Source organism: Halobacillus mangrovi (assembly GCF_002097535.1).
Lineage (GTDB): Bacteria > Bacillota > Bacilli > Bacillales > Halobacillaceae > Halobacillus > Halobacillus mangrovi_A.
The window spans coordinates 2,224,161-2,247,698 of sequence record NZ_CP020772.1; the positions used below are offsets into that span (position 1 = coordinate 2,224,161).

At 40.3% G+C, this 23,538-nt stretch carries 26 protein-coding genes; 23 read left to right on the forward strand and 3 right to left on the reverse strand.

All coding sequences use genetic code 11. The annotated features are described in order from the left end of the window. The first annotated feature begins 11 nt into the window (after positions 1 to 11). The 5 genes from HM131_RS10895 to HM131_RS10915 all read left to right on the forward strand — a co-directional run bounded on the left by HM131_RS10895 (position 12) and on the right by HM131_RS10915 (position 3,529). Entirely contained in the window at positions 12 to 260 is a 249-nt protein-coding gene (locus tag HM131_RS10895) for a DUF2584 family protein (protein WP_085029789.1), read from the forward strand. Positions 261 to 357: 97 nt separating this feature from the next. After that, entirely contained in the window at positions 358 to 1,062 is a 705-nt protein-coding gene (locus tag HM131_RS10900; protein ID WP_157130804.1) for a uracil-DNA glycosylase, read from the forward strand. 47 nt (positions 1,063 to 1,109) lie between these two features. Beyond that, positions 1,110 to 1,670 carry a VrrA/YqfQ family protein gene (gene vrrA, locus HM131_RS10905; protein ID WP_085029791.1) on the forward strand — a complete coding sequence of 187 codons (561 nt, stop codon included), beginning with the start codon at positions 1,110 to 1,112 and terminating at the stop codon, positions 1,668 to 1,670. A 92-nt stretch (positions 1,671 to 1,762) separates the two neighbouring features. Further along, the gene (gene msrB / locus HM131_RS10910; protein WP_085029792.1) at positions 1,763 to 2,722 is read left to right on the forward strand and encodes a peptide-methionine (R)-S-oxide reductase MsrB; all 960 of its coding nucleotides are present in this window, start codon (positions 1,763 to 1,765) and stop codon (positions 2,720 to 2,722) included. Between the two features lie 228 nt (positions 2,723 to 2,950). After that, positions 2,951 to 3,529 carry a TetR/AcrR family transcriptional regulator gene (locus tag HM131_RS10915; RefSeq protein WP_085029793.1) on the forward strand — a complete coding sequence of 193 codons (579 nt, stop codon included), beginning with the start codon at positions 2,951 to 2,953 and terminating at the stop codon, positions 3,527 to 3,529. Between the two features lie 50 nt (positions 3,530 to 3,579). On the opposite strand, the gene HM131_RS10920 is transcribed toward HM131_RS10915, so the two are convergent. Next, positions 3,580 to 4,263: a GNAT family N-acetyltransferase gene (locus HM131_RS10920; RefSeq protein ID WP_085029794.1), complete on the reverse strand. Its 684-nt coding sequence runs from the start codon at positions 4,261 to 4,263 to the stop codon at positions 3,580 to 3,582. Positions 4,264 to 4,327: 64 nt separating this feature from the next. Here HM131_RS10920 and HM131_RS10925 point away from each other — a divergent pair, with 64 nt between their 5' ends. From HM131_RS10925 to HM131_RS10955, 7 genes are all read left to right on the forward strand, one after another. Further along, the gene (locus tag HM131_RS10925; RefSeq protein ID WP_085029795.1) at positions 4,328 to 5,368 is read left to right on the forward strand and encodes an AbrB family transcriptional regulator; all 1,041 of its coding nucleotides are present in this window, start codon (positions 4,328 to 4,330) and stop codon (positions 5,366 to 5,368) included. Positions 5,369 to 5,456: 88 nt separating this feature from the next. Next, positions 5,457 to 6,056: an alpha/beta hydrolase gene (locus HM131_RS10930; protein ID WP_085031943.1), complete on the forward strand. Its 600-nt coding sequence runs from the start codon at positions 5,457 to 5,459 to the stop codon at positions 6,054 to 6,056. Positions 6,057 to 6,127: 71 nt separating this feature from the next. Further along, positions 6,128 to 6,331 (forward strand): DUF6501 family protein, encoded by a 204-nt coding sequence (locus HM131_RS10935; protein ID WP_085029796.1) that lies wholly within the window; start codon positions 6,128 to 6,130, stop codon positions 6,329 to 6,331. A gap of 260 nt (positions 6,332 to 6,591) precedes the next feature. Then, positions 6,592 to 8,187: an amidohydrolase gene (locus HM131_RS10940; protein ID WP_085029797.1), complete on the forward strand. Its 1,596-nt coding sequence runs from the start codon at positions 6,592 to 6,594 to the stop codon at positions 8,185 to 8,187. A gap of 83 nt (positions 8,188 to 8,270) precedes the next feature. Continuing rightward, on the forward strand, positions 8,271 to 8,819 hold the full coding sequence (locus HM131_RS10945; RefSeq protein ID WP_085029798.1) for a histidine phosphatase family protein: 549 nt from the start codon (positions 8,271 to 8,273) through the stop codon (positions 8,817 to 8,819). A 152-nt stretch (positions 8,820 to 8,971) separates the two neighbouring features. Then, a complete protein-coding gene (locus tag HM131_RS10950; protein ID WP_085029799.1) occupies positions 8,972 to 9,211 on the forward strand; it encodes a ferredoxin family protein in 240 nt (79 codons plus the stop codon). Between the two features lie 139 nt (positions 9,212 to 9,350). Continuing rightward, positions 9,351 to 10,091 carry an SDR family oxidoreductase gene (locus HM131_RS10955; RefSeq protein ID WP_085029800.1) on the forward strand — a complete coding sequence of 247 codons (741 nt, stop codon included), beginning with the start codon at positions 9,351 to 9,353 and terminating at the stop codon, positions 10,089 to 10,091. Positions 10,092 to 10,139: 48 nt separating this feature from the next. Here HM131_RS10955 and HM131_RS10960 read toward each other — a convergent pair whose 3' ends face one another. Then, the gene (locus tag HM131_RS10960) at positions 10,140 to 10,415 is read right to left on the reverse strand and encodes an acylphosphatase (RefSeq protein WP_085029801.1); all 276 of its coding nucleotides are present in this window, start codon (positions 10,413 to 10,415) and stop codon (positions 10,140 to 10,142) included. Between the two features lie 78 nt (positions 10,416 to 10,493). On the opposite strand from HM131_RS10960, the gene HM131_RS10965 reads away from it, so the two are divergent. From HM131_RS10965 to HM131_RS10985, 6 genes are all read left to right on the forward strand, one after another. After that, positions 10,494 to 11,456: a P1 family peptidase gene (locus tag HM131_RS10965; protein ID WP_085029802.1), complete on the forward strand. Its 963-nt coding sequence runs from the start codon at positions 10,494 to 10,496 to the stop codon at positions 11,454 to 11,456. A gap of 15 nt (positions 11,457 to 11,471) precedes the next feature. Beyond that, positions 11,472 to 12,341: a gamma-glutamylcyclotransferase family protein gene (locus HM131_RS10970; RefSeq protein WP_085029803.1), complete on the forward strand. Its 870-nt coding sequence runs from the start codon at positions 11,472 to 11,474 to the stop codon at positions 12,339 to 12,341. Positions 12,342 to 12,355: 14 nt separating this feature from the next. After that, the gene (locus tag HM131_RS21070) at positions 12,356 to 12,781 is read left to right on the forward strand and encodes an alpha/beta hydrolase (RefSeq protein WP_232324763.1); all 426 of its coding nucleotides are present in this window, start codon (positions 12,356 to 12,358) and stop codon (positions 12,779 to 12,781) included. A 76-nt stretch (positions 12,782 to 12,857) separates the two neighbouring features. Beyond that, a complete protein-coding gene (locus HM131_RS21075) occupies positions 12,858 to 13,187 on the forward strand; it encodes a hypothetical protein (protein ID WP_232324764.1) in 330 nt (109 codons plus the stop codon). 16 nt (positions 13,188 to 13,203) lie between these two features. After that, a complete protein-coding gene (locus tag HM131_RS10980) occupies positions 13,204 to 14,244 on the forward strand; it encodes a C45 family autoproteolytic acyltransferase/hydrolase (protein ID WP_085029804.1) in 1,041 nt (346 codons plus the stop codon). A gap of 105 nt (positions 14,245 to 14,349) precedes the next feature. Further along, positions 14,350 to 17,958: a dynamin family protein gene (locus HM131_RS10985; protein ID WP_085029805.1), complete on the forward strand. Its 3,609-nt coding sequence runs from the start codon at positions 14,350 to 14,352 to the stop codon at positions 17,956 to 17,958. 122 nt (positions 17,959 to 18,080) lie between these two features. Here HM131_RS10985 and HM131_RS10990 read toward each other — a convergent pair whose 3' ends face one another. Next, a complete protein-coding gene (locus HM131_RS10990; protein ID WP_198162615.1) occupies positions 18,081 to 18,782 on the reverse strand; it encodes a SurA N-terminal domain-containing protein in 702 nt (233 codons plus the stop codon). 139 nt (positions 18,783 to 18,921) lie between these two features. On the opposite strand from HM131_RS10990, the gene HM131_RS10995 reads away from it, so the two are divergent. The 5 genes from HM131_RS10995 (at position 18,922) to HM131_RS11015 (ending at position 23,322) form a co-directional block, all read left to right on the forward strand. Further along, positions 18,922 to 19,419 carry a superoxide dismutase family protein gene (locus tag HM131_RS10995; RefSeq protein ID WP_085029807.1) on the forward strand — a complete coding sequence of 166 codons (498 nt, stop codon included), beginning with the start codon at positions 18,922 to 18,924 and terminating at the stop codon, positions 19,417 to 19,419. Positions 19,420 to 19,678: 259 nt separating this feature from the next. Beyond that, a complete protein-coding gene (locus HM131_RS11000) occupies positions 19,679 to 19,879 on the forward strand; it encodes a cold-shock protein (RefSeq protein WP_035541471.1) in 201 nt (66 codons plus the stop codon). A 93-nt stretch (positions 19,880 to 19,972) separates the two neighbouring features. Continuing rightward, positions 19,973 to 20,182 carry a cold-shock protein gene (locus tag HM131_RS11005; RefSeq protein ID WP_085029808.1) on the forward strand — a complete coding sequence of 70 codons (210 nt, stop codon included), beginning with the start codon at positions 19,973 to 19,975 and terminating at the stop codon, positions 20,180 to 20,182. A 98-nt stretch (positions 20,183 to 20,280) separates the two neighbouring features. Next, the gene (locus HM131_RS11010; RefSeq protein ID WP_085029809.1) at positions 20,281 to 21,627 is read left to right on the forward strand and encodes a DUF2252 domain-containing protein; all 1,347 of its coding nucleotides are present in this window, start codon (positions 20,281 to 20,283) and stop codon (positions 21,625 to 21,627) included. Between the two features lie 75 nt (positions 21,628 to 21,702). Next, positions 21,703 to 23,322 carry an ABC-F family ATP-binding cassette domain-containing protein gene (locus tag HM131_RS11015; protein ID WP_085029810.1) on the forward strand — a complete coding sequence of 540 codons (1,620 nt, stop codon included), beginning with the start codon at positions 21,703 to 21,705 and terminating at the stop codon, positions 23,320 to 23,322. The last annotated feature ends 216 nt before the right edge of the window (positions 23,323 to 23,538 follow it).

Consider the following 23,538-nt stretch of genomic DNA (forward strand, 5'->3'; position numbering starts at 1 on the left):
AGGAGCCTGGGATGTCTACACCTTTTACAATGGAATGGCTCATAATAACAGAAGGAAGAGAGAAAAGGGTGAATGAAGGGGATAACCTATTTGAGATTGCCTATGAGGGGTATAAGTTATTTCCGATCAATGAACCATTGGAAATTAGAAAACATTTTTCTTCAAAGGTTATTGGATCCTGTGTAATTGAAGAGTTAATTTTAAAAAATCAGGCTACACATTGTAAATACCGATTGATTTCTTTGAATTCCGTCAATTAAAGAACTTTGCAACCGGCACTTCTGTCAATTCATGCGCTTGCCCGGGAAATAGATGCATTATTTCTCTAATATTGATTACTGCTAGAAAAGGAGTTTTATTGTGAAGATCTTAAAAAACGACTGGGCAGAAATTTTAGAACCAGAATTCAAAAAGGAATATTATCTTCAACTAAGAGAGCAATTGAAACAAGAATACAGTGAAAATACCATTTATCCTGACATGTATGAAATATTTGCTGCTTTACAACACACTTCTTATGAAGGAACGAAAGTCGTTATTTTGGGACAAGACCCATATCATGGCCCGGATCAGGCTCATGGGTTCAGCTTCTCTGTCAAGCCTGGAATCACCCTGCCTCCCTCGCTTAGAAATATTTATAAAGAACTGGAAAACGATCTCGGCATCACTCCACCTTCCCATGGATATTTAAAGTCATGGGCAGAAGAAGGGGTCCTGCTTTTAAATAATGTTTTAACCGTTCGTGCCCATCAAGCTCATTCTCACCAAGGGATTGGTTGGGAATATTTCACAGATAGTGTAATCGAACGGTTAAATGAAAGAAAAACACCTATGGTATTTATTTTGTGGGGAAGACATGCCCAGAAAAAAGGGGCTTCCATCAACAGGGAGAGACATAAAGTCATTACTTCGCCTCACCCTAGTCCACTTTCTGCTCACAGAGGCTTTTTCGGAAGCCGTCCTTTCTCAAAAACGAATGAGTTTTTGAAATCAACGGACCAGGAGCCTGTCGACTGGTCTCTACCACATAGCCCAGATGGGATAAGAGCCCACTCCGAATAGAAAACCGGGCATATAGTACAGTATTCTAACGTTTCGGAGGGGTTTCTATGTTTCCCACAGGTCAACCACCTTTCCCTCCTCCAGGACCAGGTATGATGCAAGGGCTGCAAGGTTTCCAAAGAGCTGCTGCGCCGCAAGGAATGATGAGAACAGTGACTCCATTTCTCAATAATGGTGCTGCAGGTTTTGGCGGTTTCGGCGCACGCGGTATGGGAGTACCCGGATTCGGCGGATTTGGAGCACAAGGTGCAGGAGGAGTAGGGTCTCAAGGATTAGTGAGTAAAATGCTGGGTGGGGCTGGTACAGCTGCTAAGTCAGGAGGGGCTGGATGGCTTTCCAACATCCAAACAGCATTAAAGGCGATGCAAAGTGCAGCTCCTATGGTCCAGCAGTACGGTCCAATGGTTAAAAATATCCCGGCGATGATTAATATGATGAAAATCATGAGTGAGCCGGACGATGAAGACGATGAAGTTGCAGGCACTGAAAGTGAATTAGAGTCACCGTCTCCATATAATGATTTCTCAGCTGAGGAATCCGAATCTAAGTCTTCCTCTGCAAAAAGCAGACGACGTCAAGGTGCATCACAGCCTAAATTATATATTTAGGCTGTGCGTGTGGCTTGATTTTTTTTTGTGAATTAGAAAGAATAAGGTCAAGCTGAATGAAATGCTTATTTGAGAAGTTAGGAGGCTTCATTATGAATAAACAATTACAAGTAGCTACTTTTGCAGGCGGGTGCTTCTGGTGCATGGTTGAACCCTTTGATGAGCGCCCTGGCATAGAATCCATTGTCTCTGGTTACACTGGTGGCCATACAGAAAATCCAACTTATATGGACATTATTACTAAAGACACCGGACATCGTGAGGCTGTACAAATAACCTTCGATCAAGAGAAATTCCCTTTTGAGCGACTCGTGGAGCTATTCTGGCAGCAGATTGATCCCACAGATGAAGGTGGACAGTTTGCAGATCGAGGAGAGTCCTATAAAACCGCGATTTATTATCATAATGAAGAACAAAAAAAGATCGCTGAAGAAAGTAAGAAGCGCCTTCAAGAATCAGGGGTTTTTAAAGAGCCTATCGTTACACCGATTCTTCCTGCAGAAACTTTTTATCCTGCAGAAGAGAAACATCAGGATTATTACAAAAAGAACTCCTTTCACTACAAGCTTTATAAAAAAGGGTCTGGGCGTGCTAAATTCATTAAAGATCATTGGGGCTTTAAGAAAGACAAAAAAGAACTAAAGCAACGTTTATCCGATATTCAATATAAAGTGACACAGGAAAATGGAACGGAGCGTCCTTTTCAAAACGAATATTATGATCACGAAGAGGAAGGCATTTATGTAGATGTCGTCTCAAAAGAACCATTGTTTAGCTCAAAGGACAAATATGATGCAGGCTGTGGGTGGCCAAGCTTTACAAAGCCAATTGAGCGGCAGCATCTTACGGAAGCGATGGATACTTCTCATGGGATGAGAAGAATTGAGGTAAGAAGTGACCAGGCTGATTCCCATCTTGGCCATGTCTTTGAAGATGGACCCAAAGATAGAGGTGGGCTAAGGTATTGCATTAACTCAGCAGCTCTTGAGTTTATTCCAAAGGATAAAATGGAAGAAAAAGGGTATGGGTATTTAACCCACTTGTTTTATTGATCAGAGGGACAGGCTTGCATAGGCCTGTCTTTCTTGTTTTCTAAAAGATGATATTTGTGGATGTTTTAAATAACTTTTTACGGTGTGTGATCTATCGAGCTCGATCGCTTAGCCCCTCGAGTATGTAGTTTTTGTTCGGTACTTAGTAGGAAGCATGGTTTAAGAACACATGAGGAGGCTTTTTACTACCCTCATGGTATAATAGGAGTGGATGAGGGGGGTTCCCAAATGGGAAGAAAGAAAGCACTAACAAAAGAAGATGTATTTAAGGCAACACGGGAAATCCTCATGAAAGAAGGTCTCCACGGAGTTCACTTTAAAAAGCTTGCATCAAAGCTTGACGTCGGGCGCAGTACCTTATATGAATATTTTGAAAATAAAGATGATCTTCTTCTGGCCTATATGAAAACGTTAATGGACGAAATGAATGAAAAAGTCGAGAAGATACCAAGTCAAATTCCACCCAATGAAAAACTGTATGAGCTTTTAAAAATCATCCTAACTCATGCTCAAATTCATCAGATAGATCAAATGATTCGTGAGCTGCAATCGAGCAACAAGCAAATGGCTTCATTTTTTAGAGACGAACTGCATGTTGATTTGATGAAGACTTATGACCTTATGATTCAATGGATAGAAGAGGCTATGGAACGTGAGCTCTGGAGCAGGGAAATGGATTCGAATTTAATCGGTGATCTCCTATTTCATTCCATTTTACTGCCAAGCCGAAACAAAATTGGAGTGGAGGAGCTCGCTTCTCAGTTGTTTAGTATGATCGAGAACGGTGTTTCTTTAAAGAAAAAGTAATCCAAAGAAGCCGCACCCTGCATAGGAGCGGCTTTCATTTTAATCTCATTTTACTCTGGCTCAACCTCTTTATAAAACGGATTACGCCATTCTGTCAACAATCCATAGTTACAAGACTCGGCATCCTCGAGATAATCTTTAACAGGCTTGATTGGTGATCTGCCTGCCTTTAGTAGAAACGAGACGACAGGGTCTTTAATTTCAGCTTTTATCACTTGGTTCACATATTCTTCAGCAGTAAGCTCATTTTCATAAACATAATAATTCGGCATCCGTGCTCCGCCTACCAGTCTTTCAAGTTTCAAGTGGACAACCGTTTCATACATGGCTTGCGTGAGTTGTTTTCCTAATCCAATGGACCTGAATTCGGGGTTTACACATAAATCTACTACATATAAAGTGTTGCCATTAGATTCGTGTGTTTTTATCGTACCGTTTGCGGTTATGTCATCCCATCGATGATCAAGATTGTCGTCATGAAGTGTTGTAATCATAGTCGTCATTGATCCAGCTACTTCGCCGTCAACTTCTATACAGATGCATCCGTCCTCAAAAGTTTGGATTTGGTTCTCCAGCTGCTCTTCTGTCCACCATAGATCAGATGGAAAAGGCGGGGGAAAAGCCTTCATTTGGATCTCGATCAACTTATTAAAATCCTTTGGTTCATAATTTCTAATATGTAAGTGGTTAAAGACAGATCTTTGTTTGTCATATCCATAAATCCATTTGTCCATCTAAATAGTTCCCCTTTCAAAAATTAATACAGATTTAGCCGTTTGAGGGAGGAGGCGCAGGTAAATGGCAAAAAAAGAAACCTTTGTTACTTATGGTGTTAGTCTATGTTCAGGCGTCGGTTTTAAATGCTTGCACTTGCCTCTTCCCTGGATTTTAGGTCCGGTAACGGGGTTGTTGCTACTAAAACTCCTATTGAGTTATGAGACTTCCACGGTCAGGTCGGCGAGGGACGTTGGATTTACCATATTAGGAGTTCAAATTGGTCTTACCTTTACTGCACAGACGTTCACACTTGTGTTTCCTTATTTGCTGCCTTATACACTCCTGTCCCTACTGTTAATTTCGACAAGTTTGTTCTTAGCCTATCTTATTGCTAAGAAAACCGCAATAGATATGACGACAAGTATGATTGGCAGTGCACCTGGTGGGCTCTCTGCTATGCTGGCAGTCAGTGAATCACTGAAAGGGAACACAGTGCTTGTGACCATATTCCATACGATCCGTCTTTTATCTGTTCTGTTCATCATCCCTTTTATTGCTACTCATTTTTTGAGCGGCTCTGAGGCTCCTAGTACTCTCAGCAATAGTAGGAGCAGTCAAGGTCCTCTTTGGACGACACTTATTTATTTGGCTGCATTTGGATTAGGGTATCGCTTCAAAGACCGAATCCCTGCCTCCTGTGTGATTCTTCCGATGATTCTCATAGGTCTCTTACAGGCGTTCGGCTTTCCATTATTTCAATTGCCTCAAGTATTCTACATTGCTGCCCAGGTGATTATTGGGGTGCATCTAGGCAATTCCATTCGTATCCGTGACTTGGTTATCGCTGGAAAATATTGCAGCTTATATTTCGGTTTATCCATCATTGTTATCACCTTAGGGATCTTCTTAGGCTGGATGCTAACGTCGTGGACAGGGATGGATTTTGCAACCGCTGTTTTGAGCTTGGCTCCAGGTGGGTTAGTAGAGATGTCTATTACAGCCAACGAAACTGGAGCACAACCGGCGCTTGTCAGTTCTTTACAAATGATTCGTTTACTGTTCATAGTTATGGTGCTGCCTCTTTTGTTTCAAAAGATCCTCCCTCGATCACACAAACTTTGACATTATCTCGAATTAAAGATAAAATTTCATTAGTTATCATCATATTAATCTACTGGTCACGATTCAAAGGAGGCAAATAGATATGAACATGAAGCATATTTTCAGGCAAGGAACATCCGATCGTGTGTTGCTGCTTTTACATGGCACTGGCGGAACCGAAGAGGACTTGCTGCCGCTCTCAAGCCTAATTGATAAAGAAGCCTCTGTATTATCTGTGAGAGGTAATGTTTCGGAAAATGGCATGCCACGGTTTTTTAAGCGTCTTAGAGAAGGTGTGTTCGATGAGGAAGATTTAGTTGAACGAACCAATGAATTGAACACGTTTTTAAATGAAGCAGCTGATGAATACGGATTTCATAGAGGTAAAGTCGTAGCTGTTGGATATTCTAATGGTGCAAATATTGCAGGAAGTCTTTTATTCCATTTTGAAAAAAGCCTTGAGGGCGCTATTTTGTTCCATCCGATGGTTCCGCGGCGAGGGATTGAACTTCCTGATCTTGACGGACTTCCTGTATTTATCGGTGCAGGTGAAAACGATCCAATATGCCCTGCTCAAGAAACGGAAGACTTAAAAGAAATACTTGAGGGAGCAGGGGCCATAGTGACGAATCATTGGGAGAAACTGGGTCACAGGCTGACGGAAAATGAAGTCCGAGAAGCTGCCAAATGGTATAAAAAGCAACTGTAGCCAGATCGTTATTGAGTCATTGACACGTTCATTGTATGATAGGAGCACGAAGGAACAAGGAGGATGTATCGATGATTCATAAAACATGGGAAAACAACCCCACACTAAAAAAAGTAGAATGTGTTCATAATAAAGCAGAAAAGTTTGTAGTTGAAAATGTCCTGACTCCAGGAAAAGTGTATGACGTTAAAAACGAAAGTGAAGAATTTTATTTCGTGATTGATAACTCAGGGCGAATGGGTGGATTTTACAAAGACTATTTTAAAGAAGTGTAAAGAAGAACCGTAAGTGAGTCTCACTTACGGTTCTTCTTATTTATTACAAGCCTCCTGTTCAATACGATATAGATCAGCCAAAAAACTAGAAGTCAGCTTATTGTATGCTCTTCTCAGGACAGAATAAAGAAATATCAAATCAGAATGACGTCTAGAGAATTAAAGCAAGCGTTTTCCAATACATGGATGAATGTTTAAGGGATAACTTTTATAGGGTAGTTTTGATATAGGAGAATATTGTAGAAGGGAGTCGTAAAAGAATGATAGTTGACAATGTATACATTTATGATCCATCCATGCCTTATCCAAGAGAAGGGCTTCATGCAGTTGAAATCGAAGAAGGAAAATTTAAAGACATCCTCCCATCCCCTTATACAGGAAGCAAAGAAGCTATCGATGGAGGGGAGAAAGTGCTGACACCTTCCTTTAATGATAGTCACATGCATCTATTACGGTTCGGGTTACTGAAAAAAGAGTTGGACCTCACCGAAGTAACAAGCTGGAAAGAAATGAAAGAGCTCGTGGAAAATCATTACGATGAAATGGAAGAGTACGACTGGATTTTTGGAAAAGGTTTCGATGACTCCAAGTTTGATGATATCGACCATCTACTTACAGCTAAGGACTTAAGCGAAATTCAGGTCAATGCCTATATCTACTTCATGCACGAGGATGGACACGAATGTGTTGTCAGTGAAAAGGCCCTTGAGCTGCTAGAAAAAGAGAAAGAATTTGAAGATGAACCAGATGAATTTAAAGAGACAGATGAAAACGGAAATTGGAATGGGCGCTTCAAGGATACCGCCGTACATTATATTAAACACCATTTTTGGGGGCGTTCTATAGAAGATGCAAAAGAAGCATTGAAAAAGGCTTTTCCTTATCTCAGTGAACACGGGATTACTTCTGTTCACAGTGACGATATCAACTTTATTGGGTCTTATGAACAACTCTGGCAGGCCTACACAGAGTTAGAGAGTGAAGGACTGCTTCCTATTGATGCTCATTTGCATCACTACATCTTTAATATCAATGATTTGAACAATTATTTAGAAAGAAGCAAAATGCGGACAGGGGATGGAACAGCTCAAGTTAAGGTGGGTGCAGTGAAGATATTCTTGGATGGCACCCAGCGGCTATATACAGCAGCTATGAGAAATCCTTATCCTGTAGCTCCTTCAACTAATGGAACGCTGATTTATAGTCAAGAGCAGTTAAATGAGATGGTGAGAGTATCTGCCGAAAATGGGATGCAAGTAGCCATGCATGCCATCGGAGATAGAGCGATTGAACAAGCAATAACGGCGCTTGAACAAGATACAGCGAACACTAAACAATTGAGGCATAGAATTATCCATGCTCAGACGCTTGGGCCTGATCTTGTAGAACGGCTTAGAGATCTAAAACCGTATATAGAAACACAACCGTCCTTTTTGTTAGGCGAGTGGGATAAAAAAGACCAGTGGACGCCAAAAGAACTTGTACCGTATTGTGATGCGTTCAACAGTCTCGTTAAAGAACATATACCTGTTACGCTAAGTTCTGATCTCCCTATTGGAGCTCTCGATCCTTTCGTAAGTATGTACACGGCGGTTACCCGGATGGATCTAGAAGGAAATCCTGAAGGAGGATGGATGCCTCAAGAAAAGATCTCCTTAGCAGAAGCCTATCAAGGTTTTACAAAAACGCCAGCGGAACTGGAATACAAAGATGAAGAAAAGGGCAGAATAGAAGCTGGTTATCAAGCGGATTTTGTACTGCTTGACCGTAACCCTTTAGATGTTGCTGATGAAGAGATCCACAACATAAAAGTTTTGGAAACCTGGCATAGAGGGAAACAAGTGTATAAAAAGTGACAAATTTCCCTTGCTTTCCTTGTCAACACTCATTCCATCAGCGATAATAAGGGTAAGGTGAAGGAAAGGGAGGATGGTTGTGTATGGACAAACTAATTTTAGTGCGGCACAGTGAGACGGAGGGACAGCATGAGGATTCACCGCTGACAAAGCTGGGAGTACGCCAAGCTCAAGCTTTAGCTTCATTTCTGAATCGTTCTGGCCTTGAGGTTGATCGCATCATTTCCAGTCCTTTTTTAAGGGCGATTGAGACCATCAAGCCTTATGCAATGAAAAAAGGGATGTCCATCGAAACTGATGAACGTTTGGAAGAGCGTATCTTAAGCCATGACCCTCTCGATGATTGGGAAGAAGTCCTTCACGATACATTTCAGGATCCCAGCTTAAAACTCAATGGAGGAGAATCTTCTGATGAGGCAAAGGAACGAGTGCTTTCTTTGATTGATGAGCTGGAAAAAGACGATTGCGGAAACGTTATACTCGTTACGCATGGAAACTTATTAGCCTTATTACTACAGAAATACAACCGAGAGATCGGTTTTTATGATTGGAAACGGTTAACTAGACCGGATGTATTTCTCGTCCAAAAGCAGGGTGGAGAGTACACGGTCGAGCGTATTTGGGAAGATTGATTTTCACAGATTTTGAAAGAAATGTCGAATTTTAATGAAGAATTGCGATTTTTATGTATAATCGTTATTATAGAAGTTGTGTTTATTTGAACCGCTATTCGTTTATAGAGTATTATAAACACATTTAAATCAACTAGAAGGAGGAGATATCGATGGCATTTGTAATTACATCCCCTTGTAAAGATGAAAAAGCGGGTGAATGTGTAGATGTGTGCCCTGTAGATTGTATTGAAGAAGGCAAAGATATGTTCTACATCGATCCTGCGATTTGTATCGATTGTGGCGCATGTGAAGCTGTGTGTCCGGTTGAGGCTATTTATATAGAGGACGAAGTACCGGAAGAGGAAACAGAATACATCGAAATTAACCGTAAGTTCTTCGAAGAACAATAACACACATAACTGAACCGTCTCTTATTTGAAAGAGGCGGTTTTCTATTTATATTGGAAACCAAAGCCCATCCATATGCATACTGCTTTTTAAAAATGGGTAGATACATATGTGAAACTGCTAGAATAGGAGGAATTTATCATGACACAATTGAAAAATCAATCCGCCATCATCACAGGTGCCAGCAGTGGAATTGGAAGGGCGATCGCTCATCACTTAGCTGAAGAGGGCGCAAATGTTGTGCTTGCGGCCCGTCGTTCTGAAAAGTTAAAAGAATTATCTGATGAAATTACTGAAAAATATGATGTGAATGTGAAAATTTTTGAAACAGATGTGACGAAAAAAGAAGATGTAGAAAAGTTAGTGAATGGAACAAAAGAAGAATTCGGGACGGTAGACATATTTGTCAATAACGCTGGAGTCATGCTTCTGTCCTTTTTGAAAAACGACCACGTTGAAGAGTGGGAGCAAATGGTTGATGTAAACATTAAAGGAGTATTGTATGGAATCCATGCCTCTCTCCCGAGCATGATCGAGCAGGAGTCTGGTCACATTATTAATGTCTCCTCTGTAGCAGGACACGAAGTATTTCCATCAAGTACTGTTTACAGCGCCACAAAATATGCAGTGCGAGCTCTCTCTATGGGGATGGAAAAGGAATTGTCTCGTTCCGGTGTACGTGTAACGAACATCTCTCCAGGAGCTGTTGATACAGAATTGACCGATCATATTACGGATGGAGATGTCATCGAAATGTTCAAGGACCGGAAAATGGATCCATTGGAGGCAGATGATATCGCAAGAGCAGTTGCTTATGCCGTTACACAACCTGATTATGTTAATGTCAATGAAGTGATTGTAAGACCCATGCACAAGAAATAACAGGCTGATAAAAACGAACCGCAGGGAGTTGATTCCCTGCGGTTCCCTTTACTCTTTAACTTTGAATTTTTCGTAGCCTTCTTCAGAGTCAAAGTCTTCGATATCGATGGCTTGGACCTTAGCGAAAGGAGTGGGACCTTCATTCAGTTGATCGACAAACTCTTTTAAGCTTGCCGGATCTCCTTCTGCTTCAATTTCGACGCTTCCATCACTTTTGTTTTTTACCCATCCTTTGAGCTCTAATTGTTCTGCGATTTGTTTTGTCGTTGCTCGAAAACCGACGCCTTGGACGCGTCCGTGCACGACGATATGACTTCTAGACATTGAAACACCTCCTACATACGTATATAGACAGGTTACCCTCCAGGGCTTTTATTAAAAACATGAAAGGGTCGAAACGAAATGAAAAATATTAAGATCAAGGAAATTGAAGGTTTTCGCATTGGCCAAGCGTCTGATGAGTTAGCAGGAACTGGCTGCACTGTAGTCCTATGTGAAGAAGGTGCTGTAGCAGGTGTGGACGTTAGAGGAGGATCACCGGGAACTAGGGAAACAGATCTCTTAAAATCGGAGAACCTAATCCAGCGGATCCACGGCTGTTTTTTGGCTGGCGGAAGTGCCTATGGCTTGGATGTGGGTTCGGGAGTGATGAAGTTCCTTGAAGAGCAAGAGATAGGCTTCGATGTCTCTGTAGCAAAAGTACCTATTGTTCCCGGAGCGATCCTTTTTGACATGATGGTTGGTGATTCTAAGAGAAGACCTGGCAAGGATATGGGGTATAAGGCATGTGAAGATGCTCTTCTCAATCAGGATTTTAAAAATGGAAATTATGGAGCGGGTACAGGAGCTTCGATCGGAAAAGCGCTTGGTCCCCAGCATTGTATGAAAGGAGGTATAGGAAGTTATGCGGTCCAAATTGGTTCTTTAAAAATAGGCGCCGTGATTGCTGTAAATAGCTTCGGAGATGTTTATGACCCGTCCGTTGGCAAGCTCATCGCAGGTGTACATGAGAACAAAACACTTCTAAATACAGAAAAAGTGCTTATAAATCAATTACACGATAACGAAACCAATCGATTCAGCGGCAACACGACCATTGGTACAATTCTAACGAATGCCGCATTAGATAAAGCCACAGCGAACAAATTGGCTTCAATTTCTCAGGATGGTCTGGCGAGAACAATTCGACCTTCCCATACATTTGTAGATGGCGATACATTATTTATGTTGTCAACTAATGAGATAGAAGTCGATTTAAACAGCCTTGCTTCTCTTAGTGTTCAAGTGGTGGAAAAAGCGGTTGTCAATGCTGTGAAATCTGCAAAAACGGCTTATGAATTAATTTCTTATCAAGATTTGTTATAAAAGGAAGGGATAGACATGAAAGTATTTGTTTATGGATCTCTGTGTAAAAGTTTAGAAAATCACCATTACTTAAAGGATGCGAAATTATTATCCGAGCATGCGTGGCTGTATGGCGAACTCTTCTCAGGTTTTTCTTATTACCCTCTTCTAGTAAAGAACCCTCATGCAAAAACCTTCGGTGAGCTGTATGAAATTAATGAAAATACATTAAATAAATTGGATAGGCTGGAGGGATTTAATCAATCAGATCCAGACTCATTATTTCAGAGGGAGAAAGCAACAGTCTTCATTGAGGATCAGCCACTCGAAGCCTACACCTATTATTTTCCCCATCAAAGAAAAGGGGCGCCCGTCCCACATGGTAACTGGAAAGTTGCACGTATGCTCAAACAGAAGAAATTGAAGTATTTCGCATTTGGATCTTGTATGGATCAGGAGAGATTCAGGAGCGGGAAAGTCGACCATTTGTTTAAAAATGTCCTCGGGTGCGGGAAACTTGATGGATATGATCTCACCTTCTCCCATCACAAACACGATGGAGGAAGAGCAGACATCATCGAAAAACAGGGAACAAGAGTAGAAGGTATTGTCTATGAAATCTCTCATGAAGCACTCCATTACTTGTATAAACGCGAAGGGGTCTACAGTAATGGTTATCGCCCGGTTGTAGTAGAGGTTGAATTAAATAACCAACTCGTTTCCGCCCTTTCATTTACTGTAATTGAGAAGGATACAGACTTGACCCCTCCTCTTCACTATGCAAGGGAAATTCATCGTGGAGGCTCTCCTTATTTATCAGCCGATTATATAGAGAGTCTTGAGAAAAGGTTTATGGAGGACTTACCTGTTAAAGGTTTTGAGAAATATTTATCTGAGATGAAGTAATGGGGCAGATCAATATGGTCCAAACGACATGGAATACTTATGTAGCAAGGGATTTTACAAAGTTGCAGTATGTGAGGCACGAACCTATAGACAAACGATCCAATGTTGCTGTTATTCTTATTCACGGAATCACCGCTGAGCTTTCACATCAAGAAAAATTTGCAGATGCTTTAAAGATCGAAGGGGACGTTTTTTTACCAATTCTGAGAGGATACGATCAGATGAGTAAACGTGGAGACCTGGATTATATGGGGCATTACGATGATGATTTATTTGATTTTATTCATTTTGTAAAAAAGAAAGGATATGAAAAATTAATAGTGATTGGTCATTCTATGGGGTGTGCTAATATCCTTCGTTTATTAAACAAAAATAAGAATATCGCCGACCGTATTGTTTTTGTTTCGCCTTTTTTTTCACCCAAACCTTTCTGTTTATAGAGATAATGCAACTGACCAATTCAAACCGGAAACAGACTTGGATTATACCGTGTATCAAAAAAGAGTTATGCTGCTTATGACTTTATACAAAATGAACATTGATCGGTTTTCTCATAAAACAGTGGCTGTCATTCCGGATGAGTTTGATGACAGTGGCATTCTTAAGCTGAGCTTCAGACTGATGGCTTCTAGATTCCTGGAAGTCATACCCAATGATTTATTCGAAGGAATCGAATCGCAGGTATTTACTTTCGTAGGTGACCAAGATGAAGTCGTCGTTTCAGAAAAACTAGAAGCATGGTACAGAACTAAGTTTGACTTACAACTTGGAATTGTTGAAGGAACCGACCATAACCATATCCTTCACCACCCTGGTTTTCACTGCAGACTTGCAGAAATTATTTAAATTAGGAGAAACCTAGATGAAACAAGTGTATTCCGAAGTGATTCAATATCAAGGGAATTATTATGACTTCGGTCTTTACCATGCTAAACATTTCAAAAAAACACCACTTTATCAAGTTCATAAAAATCTCAGGAAAAAATCTATGCGCCGCTATACAATCAACGAGCGAGAAGTTCGCCGATTTTTTATCCATTATGCTCCTGGAGTGTGGGAAGAACTGCAAGGTCTTGCGGATGGATTAGGGTGGAGGTTAGCAGAAGTCCTACATGAATACAGGGGCTTTCAGCAGGACTGGATAAGGTCAGGGTGCTCGGTTATGACAGGGAAAGGGTTTTTCGCAAGAAATTACGATTATCAACCGAAAACATACGAAGGCCGCTTCCTCCTCTTTAAGCCTGCCAATGGATTTGCCACCATCGGCCCTGGACAGCGGCTCATAGGACGAACGGATGGTATGAATGAGCACGGGCTATGCATCGGTTATAATTTTGTCAATCGGATCAAGCCAGAAGATGGACTCATTTGCTGCGCAATAACACGGATCGTATTAGAAACAGCGAAAAACGTCAGGGAAGCGGTAGAGTTATTAACAGAGTTGCCGCATCGCCACTCCTTTAACTATATCCTCTATGATGGGGAGGGAAACAGCAGAATTATTGAAGGCTCACCAAGAGGGGTCAAAGTGAAAACAGGCCAGGTTTGTACGAACCATTTCGATGAACTTGCCTCCGAGAATCGAAGACATCTTGCTGACTCGATGAAACGAATGGATCGCTTAGAACAATTTTACGACACAATCAAGACAGGAGAAGAGGCATTTTATTTTCTAAACGGCACTTCCCAACCGATCTTCTCCAAAAGCTATAGCCGTTGGTCCGATACCATTCATACGAGCTGCTATTTTCCAGAGGAGGGGTTTGTGCTGTTTGGGTTAGGTGGAGATGCGAGGCCAGTCCAAATTTCTTTTAAGCACTGGTTAGAAAAAGGAAGAACTCCACTCAAGCGGATTTTAGGAGAACTTGATACCACCGAACCCCTCCCGTATATAGAAAATTGAATCGCTTACTTTTTTAGGCTGTTTTGCTAGGTTCCCACTTGAGAAGTAAGCCCATCTAAGCGTAAAATATCGATGTACACTTAATTTTATGAAGGGGTTCTTCGAATGTCTCTCACCACTGAAAATGCAGTATATTCTATGAAATCACTATATGCGTATATGAAAGAACACGATGGTACGAACCATAGTGATAAGATTTTAGATATTATTGAAAAGCTGGATAACAACAAAATGATGATCGGTTTTGCCGGTCATTTTTCTGCAGGTAAGTCAACTTTAATTAACACGCTTCTAAACAGCGAAATGCTTCCGTCTAGCCCTATTCCGACAAGTGCGAATATTGTTCAGCTTAAAAGCGGCGAGCCTTTCACGGTAGCTTATTTTAGAAATAAGCTACCTGTTATATATGAAGGAACGGTTGATTTTGACCTTGTCCAAGCCCTCTGTAAAGATGGCGAAGAGATTACAAGAGTAGACATAAGTCATCCTGAGAGCGGACTGCCTGAAAATGTCTCCGTTCTAGATACCCCAGGGGTAGATTCTACGAATGATGCGGATCGATTGATCACGGAGTCTTCCCTGCATTTAATGGATCATATGTTTTATGTAATGGATTACAATCATGTGCAGTCTGAAGTAAACCTGCAATTTCTATGGGAAATGCAAAAACGGGGCACGCCTTTTTCGCTTGTCATCAATCAGATCGACAAACATAACGAAAATGAAATCAGCTTTCAGAGCTTTTGTCAAAGCGTCGAAGATTCCCTTGACCAGTGGGGAATAGCAGCAGAGAAGATTTTTTATACTTCAATGAGAGATTTTGAGTTGTCTCATAACGGCTTTGAGGAATTGAAAGGTGAATTTGAAGCATTGTTCAAACGGCCTTACGGGGTTATAGAAAATCAAGCAAGGCTCGACGTGCAGTCCATTGTGCATGAATGTTTGAGAGAAGCGGAAGAAGATATTGGACAAGACAAACAGGAGCTCGTTGAACGAAAACGAGAGCTTGAGACCATAGTTGAAAACAGCCACTTAAGCATCGGTCATCCATCCACTATGGAGGATACATTGCAACAGGCGAATAAGGACGTTGAAAAGAGAATATTTTCATTTATTCCAAATGCTTATCTTATGCCGAGTGGACTTAGAGAAGATGCCAAAGCATTTCTTGAATCTCAACAAAAAGGGTTTAAGGTTGGTTTTCTATTCTCTCACAAGAAAACGGAAGAGGAGAAAAGTATCCGTAAAGAGAAATTCTTTCATCACCTCGATGAAGTCATTGAAAAGAATTTAAAATGGCCGCTGAGAGACCGTTGGCTGGAAATTGCAGAAAAACATAAGGTGACAGAGGTTCGTTTTATTGAAATGATTCAGGAGTTTCCTTTTAACTATGATAAAGATCGGTTATCTGATCAAGTACAAAAGGGAGCTGAAGTGACTGGTGAGTATATTTTAAGATATACCGATCAAGTAGCGAGCGACATAAAGAAAGAAGCAAGGCGTTTTTCAATTGATTTGCAGAAGCAGATGGAAGCGGCTATTCAAAAAGAAAAGGATAGCGACTACCAGAAACATAAAGAAGCTTATGATGCCTTAGAAGAGACAGCTGAAGTTAAAACGAAATTGGATCAATTGGACACCCGTTTGAAAAAGTACCGGGATGAACTTTATTTCAAGCTTGACTCAGAAGCTTCTAAGAAAGAGAGAGAACTTGTCGAACGTGACTTGAAGAAGAGGAAAGAACAGGTACAAGCGGGAACGAAGCAACGCTCAGAAAAGAAATTAGAAGAATCAAAAGACAAAGTCTCAAGGGACGTCGACACTTCATCGACTCGTGGAAATCGGGAGAAGTCAATAGAATCTGTCCTGGCCAACGTTGACAGAACTCTTTCAATCGTCAAAGACATACAAGGGCTAGAGGAATTAGTTCAGCAGTTAAAGAAGAAAAAGGAACGGTTAAGAAACAGACACTATACGGTCGCTCTGTTCGGAGCGTTCAGTGCAGGTAAATCTTCGTTTGCCAATGCTTTACTCGGAGATCATGTACTTCCCGTTTCACCGAACCCTACAACGGCAGCCATTAACAGGATTTCTCCTCCTACTGAGGAACATCCAGACCGTTCCATTCAAGTTGATGTGAAATCGGAATCTCAAATGATCGATGATCTAAAAAATTTACTCAATCGTCTTGATGTAAAGGCAACAGATTTAGATTCAGCCTATCATGTCCTGTTAGCTTTGCCAGAAGAAAATAAAGAAAAGCTTGAGCATAAACAATATTCATTTTTGCAGGCTTTCTTAGATGGTTTTCCGGATATGAAACAGCATATGAATCAAACCATTACTATTCCATGGGAGCATTTTTCAAAATATGTCTCAGAAGAGAAAACTTCTTGTTTTATCGAGTCGATGGAGCTTTATTACGATTGCCCTTTAACGAGGTCTGGGGTTACACTCGTGGATACACCCGGAGCGGATTCAGCAAACGCACGACATACTGACGTCTCGTTCGAATATATCAAGGACGCAGATGCTGTTTTGTTCGTCACTTATTACAACCATCCTTTTTCAAAAGCAGACCAGTCTTTCTTGACGCAGCTAGGGCGTGTGAAAGACAGCTTTGCGATGGACAAGATGTTCTTTGTCATCAATGCGAAAGATCTGGCGAGTTCAGTACAAGAACTTAACAGTGTGGAAGATTATTTAATCGATCAGTTGGTTAAATTCCAGATACGCAACCCCCGTTTGTATTCCATATCAAGCCTCAACGGATTAAAAGAAAAGCAGGGGAAAAGAACGGAACCGTCTAACCTGGATGTGTTCGAGACCGAATTCCACCAGTTCCTAGAGAAAGAGCTGGCTGAAGTTCTTGTTCATTCCATCCTTCAGGACATAGAGGAAGTATCAGCAACCCTTCATGAATTTATCAAAAACGCTGAACTCGATGAAAATGAGCGGGAGAACCAATTATCCTTATTCCATGAGCAGAAGAAAGAAGCCATTACCATCCTGCAAGATAAAGGAATGGGACGCGGGAAAGAGACGCTTAAAAATAAAGCTGAAAAACAGGTGTTTTACGCTCACGAACGTTTGATGCTCCAGTTTAACGATTTATTCAAGCAGCACTTTAATCCTGCTACGATTAATGGAAAAGACCAGGATACTTCCTCTCAACTGAAAGAAGCAAAGGATAAGCTCGTTGAAGAGATTAATTTTGAGATGAAGCAGGAGCTAAGAGCTATTAGTCTTAGAATCGAACGGCTTATGGAAGATTTGATTAGTAAGCACAGAGAAGATATTCAAAGAGAGTTGAAAAAAACTCGTAAAAGCCTGCGTTTAGATGAAGTGGAGTGGGAACCTTTAGAACTTCCTACATTTGATAGGATCATTCAGTTAGATGAGAAACAGTCGAATGCCGTTTTAAAACAGTTCAAGTCGACAAAAGCTTTTTTTGAAAAAAATGAAAAAGAAGCGATGAAAGAGGAGCTTTCCTCTATGGTTTCTCCTTTATTAAAAAAAGAGTTCGAACAAGCCTTAGATGTATTAAATGATCATTACGGTAAGTATTATGAAGTGCGGGCAGAAACGTATAAAGAGAACTGGGAAAGTCAAATTCGTCATACCTACGAGAGGCTTTCTTATAACCTCCAGCATCCTGTAGACACAACGAGAGTTGAAAAAGCACGAAAAGAAATGGAGACGATAATGTTCTAACCGAAAATCAATCACATATGTTATAAAAAACGATCGCCCATCTAAGGAATACTTCCTCCTTCTTAGATGGGGGTTTTTTTTCATAAAAAAACAGCCTGATGAACAATCAGACTGGTTACTACTTAAATTTTCACTTCAACTTCAGCATTTTCACGCAGTTTTTGAACAAGTTCTACGACTTGCTGCTGTTTCTTCTGAGATTGAAGCTGCTGCTCTAAGGAAGGTTTGACTTTTTCAAAACTTTCTACGTCTTCCTGTTGACTCTTGAGAGCATCGTATTCTTTCTTTAGCTCTTCCTCTGTTACTTCAGGCTTCTCAGTGTTGCTGGCGATATATTCGTCCACCTTAATTTGAAGCTTCAGCTGTTCTTTAATTTCTTTTTCATTTGTATCATTTTCTTCAAGAGCTTGCTTCATTTGTTCTTCACTTTCAAAACGCTGGGAGAACTCTGAATATTTTTTTTCAATTTCTTTATTGGAGACTTCGATTCCAGCTTCCTCTGCTGATTGGATTAACAATTCAGATCCGATCATTTGATCAACGATACTTTTTTTTAATTGTTCTTCTTTTCCTTCAAGATCCATACCCATCTGGGAATACTGTTCCTTCATGCTTTGGTATTGAGCATTGAAGTCTTTACGGGACAATTCTTCACCATTGACGACAGCAACTGGTCCGCTGCCTTGTAGCTCGTCCGTTTCTGCACTGTTATCTTTTTCTTGATCCTGACCCTTGTTTGACTCTGTTTCTTCCCCCGAGCTGCAGGCAGTCAGTCCGAAGACAGCGATGATCGAAATCGCTAAAATCATGAATAGTTTTTTCATCCAGTTGCTCTCCTTTGGTGTCTTATTTAAGGGGAGTGTAGCACAACGGTTATGACTTGTAAATCCTTTCCTGTAAAGGTGAACATGGAATGAAAGTGGAGCGTTTTGCATATTTATTTTAGAAAAGGAGGGAAGACAAATGTATTATCATCCTCAGCAAGTTACTTACAGGCAGACATATGCTTCTCAAACCGCTCAAGCTAAGTTTAGAAGCAGCCCTTTAGCACCAGAATTAAAAGGGACCATGATGTTCTATCAAATGCCTTATGGAGTTGAAGTTTTCGTGCAAGTAGAGGGGCTGCCGGAGTTTCAGAAAAAGAAAAACGGCAAACAAGTCGGACCTCATGGTTTTCACATACATGAAAAAGGAGTTTGTGAAATAGGTGATGGAAAAGATCCTTTTGCATCGGCAGGTGGACATTGGAACCCTGACGATCAGCCTCACGGAAACCATGCTGGAGATTTTCCTGTGTTATTCTCTAACCAGGGGCGGGCAAGAATGATCTTTTTTACGGATCGGTTTAAGGTAAAAGATATCATAGGAAAGTCTGTCATTATCCATGAGGGACCTGATGATTATCAATCCCAGCCAAGTGGGGACTCTGGTAAGCGGATCGCATGTGCAATTATAGAATGAACGTAAATTTATGGTATAAATGTCAGAACGATTGTATATACTAACTTTGTAGGGTTGTTAAGAAGCTGTACTTGACTTCACCGGTGAGTCATAGTATAGTGGTTTATAAGGTTAAATAAATACCAATAACATGAATTCGTTTTTCGAGTCACCTATTATAAAGAGTGATCAATCATTATTGGTACTTTTTATAATATGTGATTTTTTCATTATGGTAAAACGCATATTAATTTTAAGAAACATTGGAGGATCCAATTACATGAAAACAGGTACAGTGAAGTGGTTCAACGCGGAAAAAGGTTTTGGTTTTATTGAGATCGAGGGCGAGGATGATGTATTCGTACACTTCAGCGCAATCAATGAAGAAGGTTTCAAATCTCTTGAAGAAGGTCAATCCGTAGAATTTGAAATCACTGAAGGTAACCGTGGACCACAAGCTGCGAATGTAACTAAACTATAATTTAAAACGAACGATATTCGTAAAATATAAAAGAGACTGGCTCGTTAGTCAGTCTCTTTTACATAATTTTCATGTCTAGAGGAGGCTTTATAAATGGCTTTCGGTAAAAAGAATCAGACAGAAATTAAAGAAGAAGAAACAAAAATCTGGGTGTGTACTTCCGACGATTGTAACTGCTGGATGAGAGACAACTTCAGAACAAATGAAGAGAATATTTGTCCGATGTGTGGAAGTAAAATGGAAGAAGAAAACAAAGTTCTTCAAGTTGTTGAAAACAACAGCCTTTATTATAAGCAAGACTAGACAAAAGCGATTGCCCAAAAGCAATCGCTTTTTCTGTTTTCATAAGCGCCATAAAGGGAATGGGGATCTAGAACTGAAGAATATTGGGAGGGTTCAGAATGGATCAGCAGCTGGAGCGGGTACTAACCACAAAAAACAAGTTAAGAAAACAAACTCTATCTACGATTTTAGAGCAATTTGACGGACATTTGATGAATTTATCGCAGTCAAGCAGGAAGAAGAAATACGATAAAATGCGTCAAGACACGTACAGTTTTTTTCGTGGGAGTGCCTACTTGTTCTTTTACGATGTGATCAATTATCCGTTCACCTTCCACACTCCAGAGGACAAGCCTACATGGATTATGGGAGACATGCATTTTGATAACTTCAGTGCTTTTCAGAATGAATCCCATGACATCGTATTTGACGTCGATGATTTCGATGAAGGGTATTTAGGGTCCTATTTGTACGACGTGTTACGAATGGTCGTTAGTATCCGGCTTTTTGCCAACCAGGGAGAATTTACAAAAGAAGAACAGGACGAGTTTGTCAATCAGTATTTGAAAACTTATATCAAACAACTAAACGCGTTTAAAGATGGAGAAGCGGACCCGCTTTCTTTACAATTTACCGTCGAAAATACAAAAAAACCGATTAAGAAGGTACTAAAGAAGCTTGAAAAAAGAAAATCATCCCATGAATTAGATAAACAAACCGTCATTGATCATGATTCGATCCGTTCCTTTGATATCGGCAAAGAAAAACTCTCTTCTGTTTCAAAGCAGGAGCGAGATCAAATCTCTTCAGCATGGAAGGATTACATCGCATCGCTTGATCCTGATTCAAAGCGTGAGGATGCTTTTTACCAAATAAAAGATATCGTTAAGAAAAAAGGTTCAGGTATAGGATCTACAGGTCTGCAACGTTACTATATTTTAATAGAAGGAGAAGCGGAAAAATCAAATTATGATGACATCATTCTAGAAGCTAAAGAGGCAAGGACGCCGATTCCTGCTTATTTTTTCCCTTATGATGAACAATTCTGGTCGGATAATAAGCATCAAGGGAGAAGAGTCATCCATACCCAAAGAGCGATGCACCACAGGGCAGATCCCTATCTTGGTTACTTCTCCTTGAACGGGCGTGATTTCTATGTAAGAGAACGTTCGCCGTTTTCCAAAGATCTGAAGGAAAAAGACGTCAATGATTATAAAAGTATGAAGCGTGCGGTTAAAACGATGGCAAAAATCAGTGCCAAAATCCACTCCAGGGCCGATGCTGATCTTGAGGAAGGCATACTGAATTATCACAGTGAAAATGCCATACTTGATGCGATCGGTACTAAGAATAAACTTTTTCGCCATCAACTTAGTTTATGGTCAGATCATTACCAGGATATAGTTGAACGGGATTACAAGTTATTTAAAGAATGGCTATATGAACAAGAATTTTTTAAATCCTAACGCACACCTGTTATATCCTCCAGTAGAATGGTATAATTTTAATGTTATACATTCGTGAAACTGGAGGATTTAACTATGTTAACAGTAAATAATGTAAGTCTTCGTTTTGGTGATCAGAAACTGTTCGAGGACGTCAATATAAAATTCACACCAGGCAACTGTTACGGATTGATTGGAGCTAATGGAGCAGGAAAATCAACTTTTCTTAAAATCCTTAGTGGTGAAATCGAACCGCAAACAGGAGACGTTTCTCTGAAGAATGACCAGCGTCTAGCCGTTCTAAAACAAAATCACTTTGAATATGACGAGTACAATGTTCTGGAAACAGTAATCATGGGTCATACAAGATTGTACGAAGTGATGAAAGAGAAAGATGAGATCTATATGAAAGGTGAATTCACCGAAGAAGATGGCATGCGTGCAGCAGAGCTTGAGGGTGAATTTGCTGAAATGAATGGATGGGAAGCGGATTCGGATGCCGCTCGTTTACTGAAAGGACTAGGGATCAAAGAAGATTTGCATGATAAGCAAATGAAAGATCTTGCCGGATCTGAGAAAGTTAAAGTGCTCTTAGCACAAGCCTTATTCGGTAATCCTGATGTTCTTCTTCTGGATGAGCCGACCAACCACCTTGATATTAAAGCGATCCAGTGGCTTGAAGACTTTTTAATCGATTTTGAAAATACGGTGATTGTCGTTTCACACGATCGTCACTTCCTTAACAATGTATGTACGCATATAGCAGACCTGGATTTTGGAAAAATTCAAATATATGTGGGTAACTATGATTTCTGGTATGAATCCAGTCAATTGGCAATGAAAATGGCAGAAGAACAGAATAAGAAGAAAGAAGAAAAAATTAAAGATCTAAAAGAATTTATCGCGCGCTTTAGTGCTAATGCATCAAAGTCAAAACAAGCAACCTCTAGGAAGAAGCTGCTCGATAAAATTACCCTTGATGATATCCAACCATCATCAAGAAAATATCCTTACATTGCTTTTAAAGCAGATCGAGAAATCGGAAATGATTTATTGACAGTTGAAAATCTATCTAAAACCATCGATGGAGTAAAAGTTCTGGATAATGTCAGCTTCACGTTAAATAAAGATGATAAAGTCGCTTTGGTCGGCTCTAGTGAAACAGCCAAAACAGCTTTATTCCAAATCCTTATGGGCGAAATGGAACCGGATGAAGGCACCTTCAAATGGGGTGTAACAACATCTCAAAGCTATTTCCCTAAAGACAACTCTGCTTTCTTTGAAAGATCGGATTTAAACCTCGTGCAGTGGCTCCGTCAATATTCACCTGAAGATGAAACTGAGACGTTTCTACGAAGCTTCTTAGGCCGTATGCTCTTTTCAGGGGAAGAAGCACTGAAGAAAGCGAATGTCTTGTCTGGTGGAGAGAAAGTACGGTGCATGCTATCTAAAATGATGCTATCCGGAGCAAATGTTCTTCTTCTGGATGAGCCGACTAACCACCTTGACCTTGAGTCCATTACTTCGTTGAACAAAGGTCTTATCAATTTCAAAGGATCTGTTATTTTCGCTTCGCATGACCACGAGTTCATTCAAACGATTGCGAACAGAATTATTGAAATTACACCAAATGGAATCATTGACAAAGAGATGAGTTATGATGAATATTTGGCAGATCCAGAGATTCAAAAACGATCTGCAGCATTAGCTGAATAATGTAAAAAACCTGCCATCAACTGGCAGGTTTTTTTATGTTTCTACCTTTACAGCTAAAAATTACCACCTCTAAACGACAAAAATAGAATGTTTTTAATAGATTAATTATGTAGAAAAATACTCCTTAAGATGCATTATTACACTATTTATGTAATTATATAATGAAAAAATAGGGGTTTGTAATGTTTATGAAATGTGGATGTTAACTTTGAAATC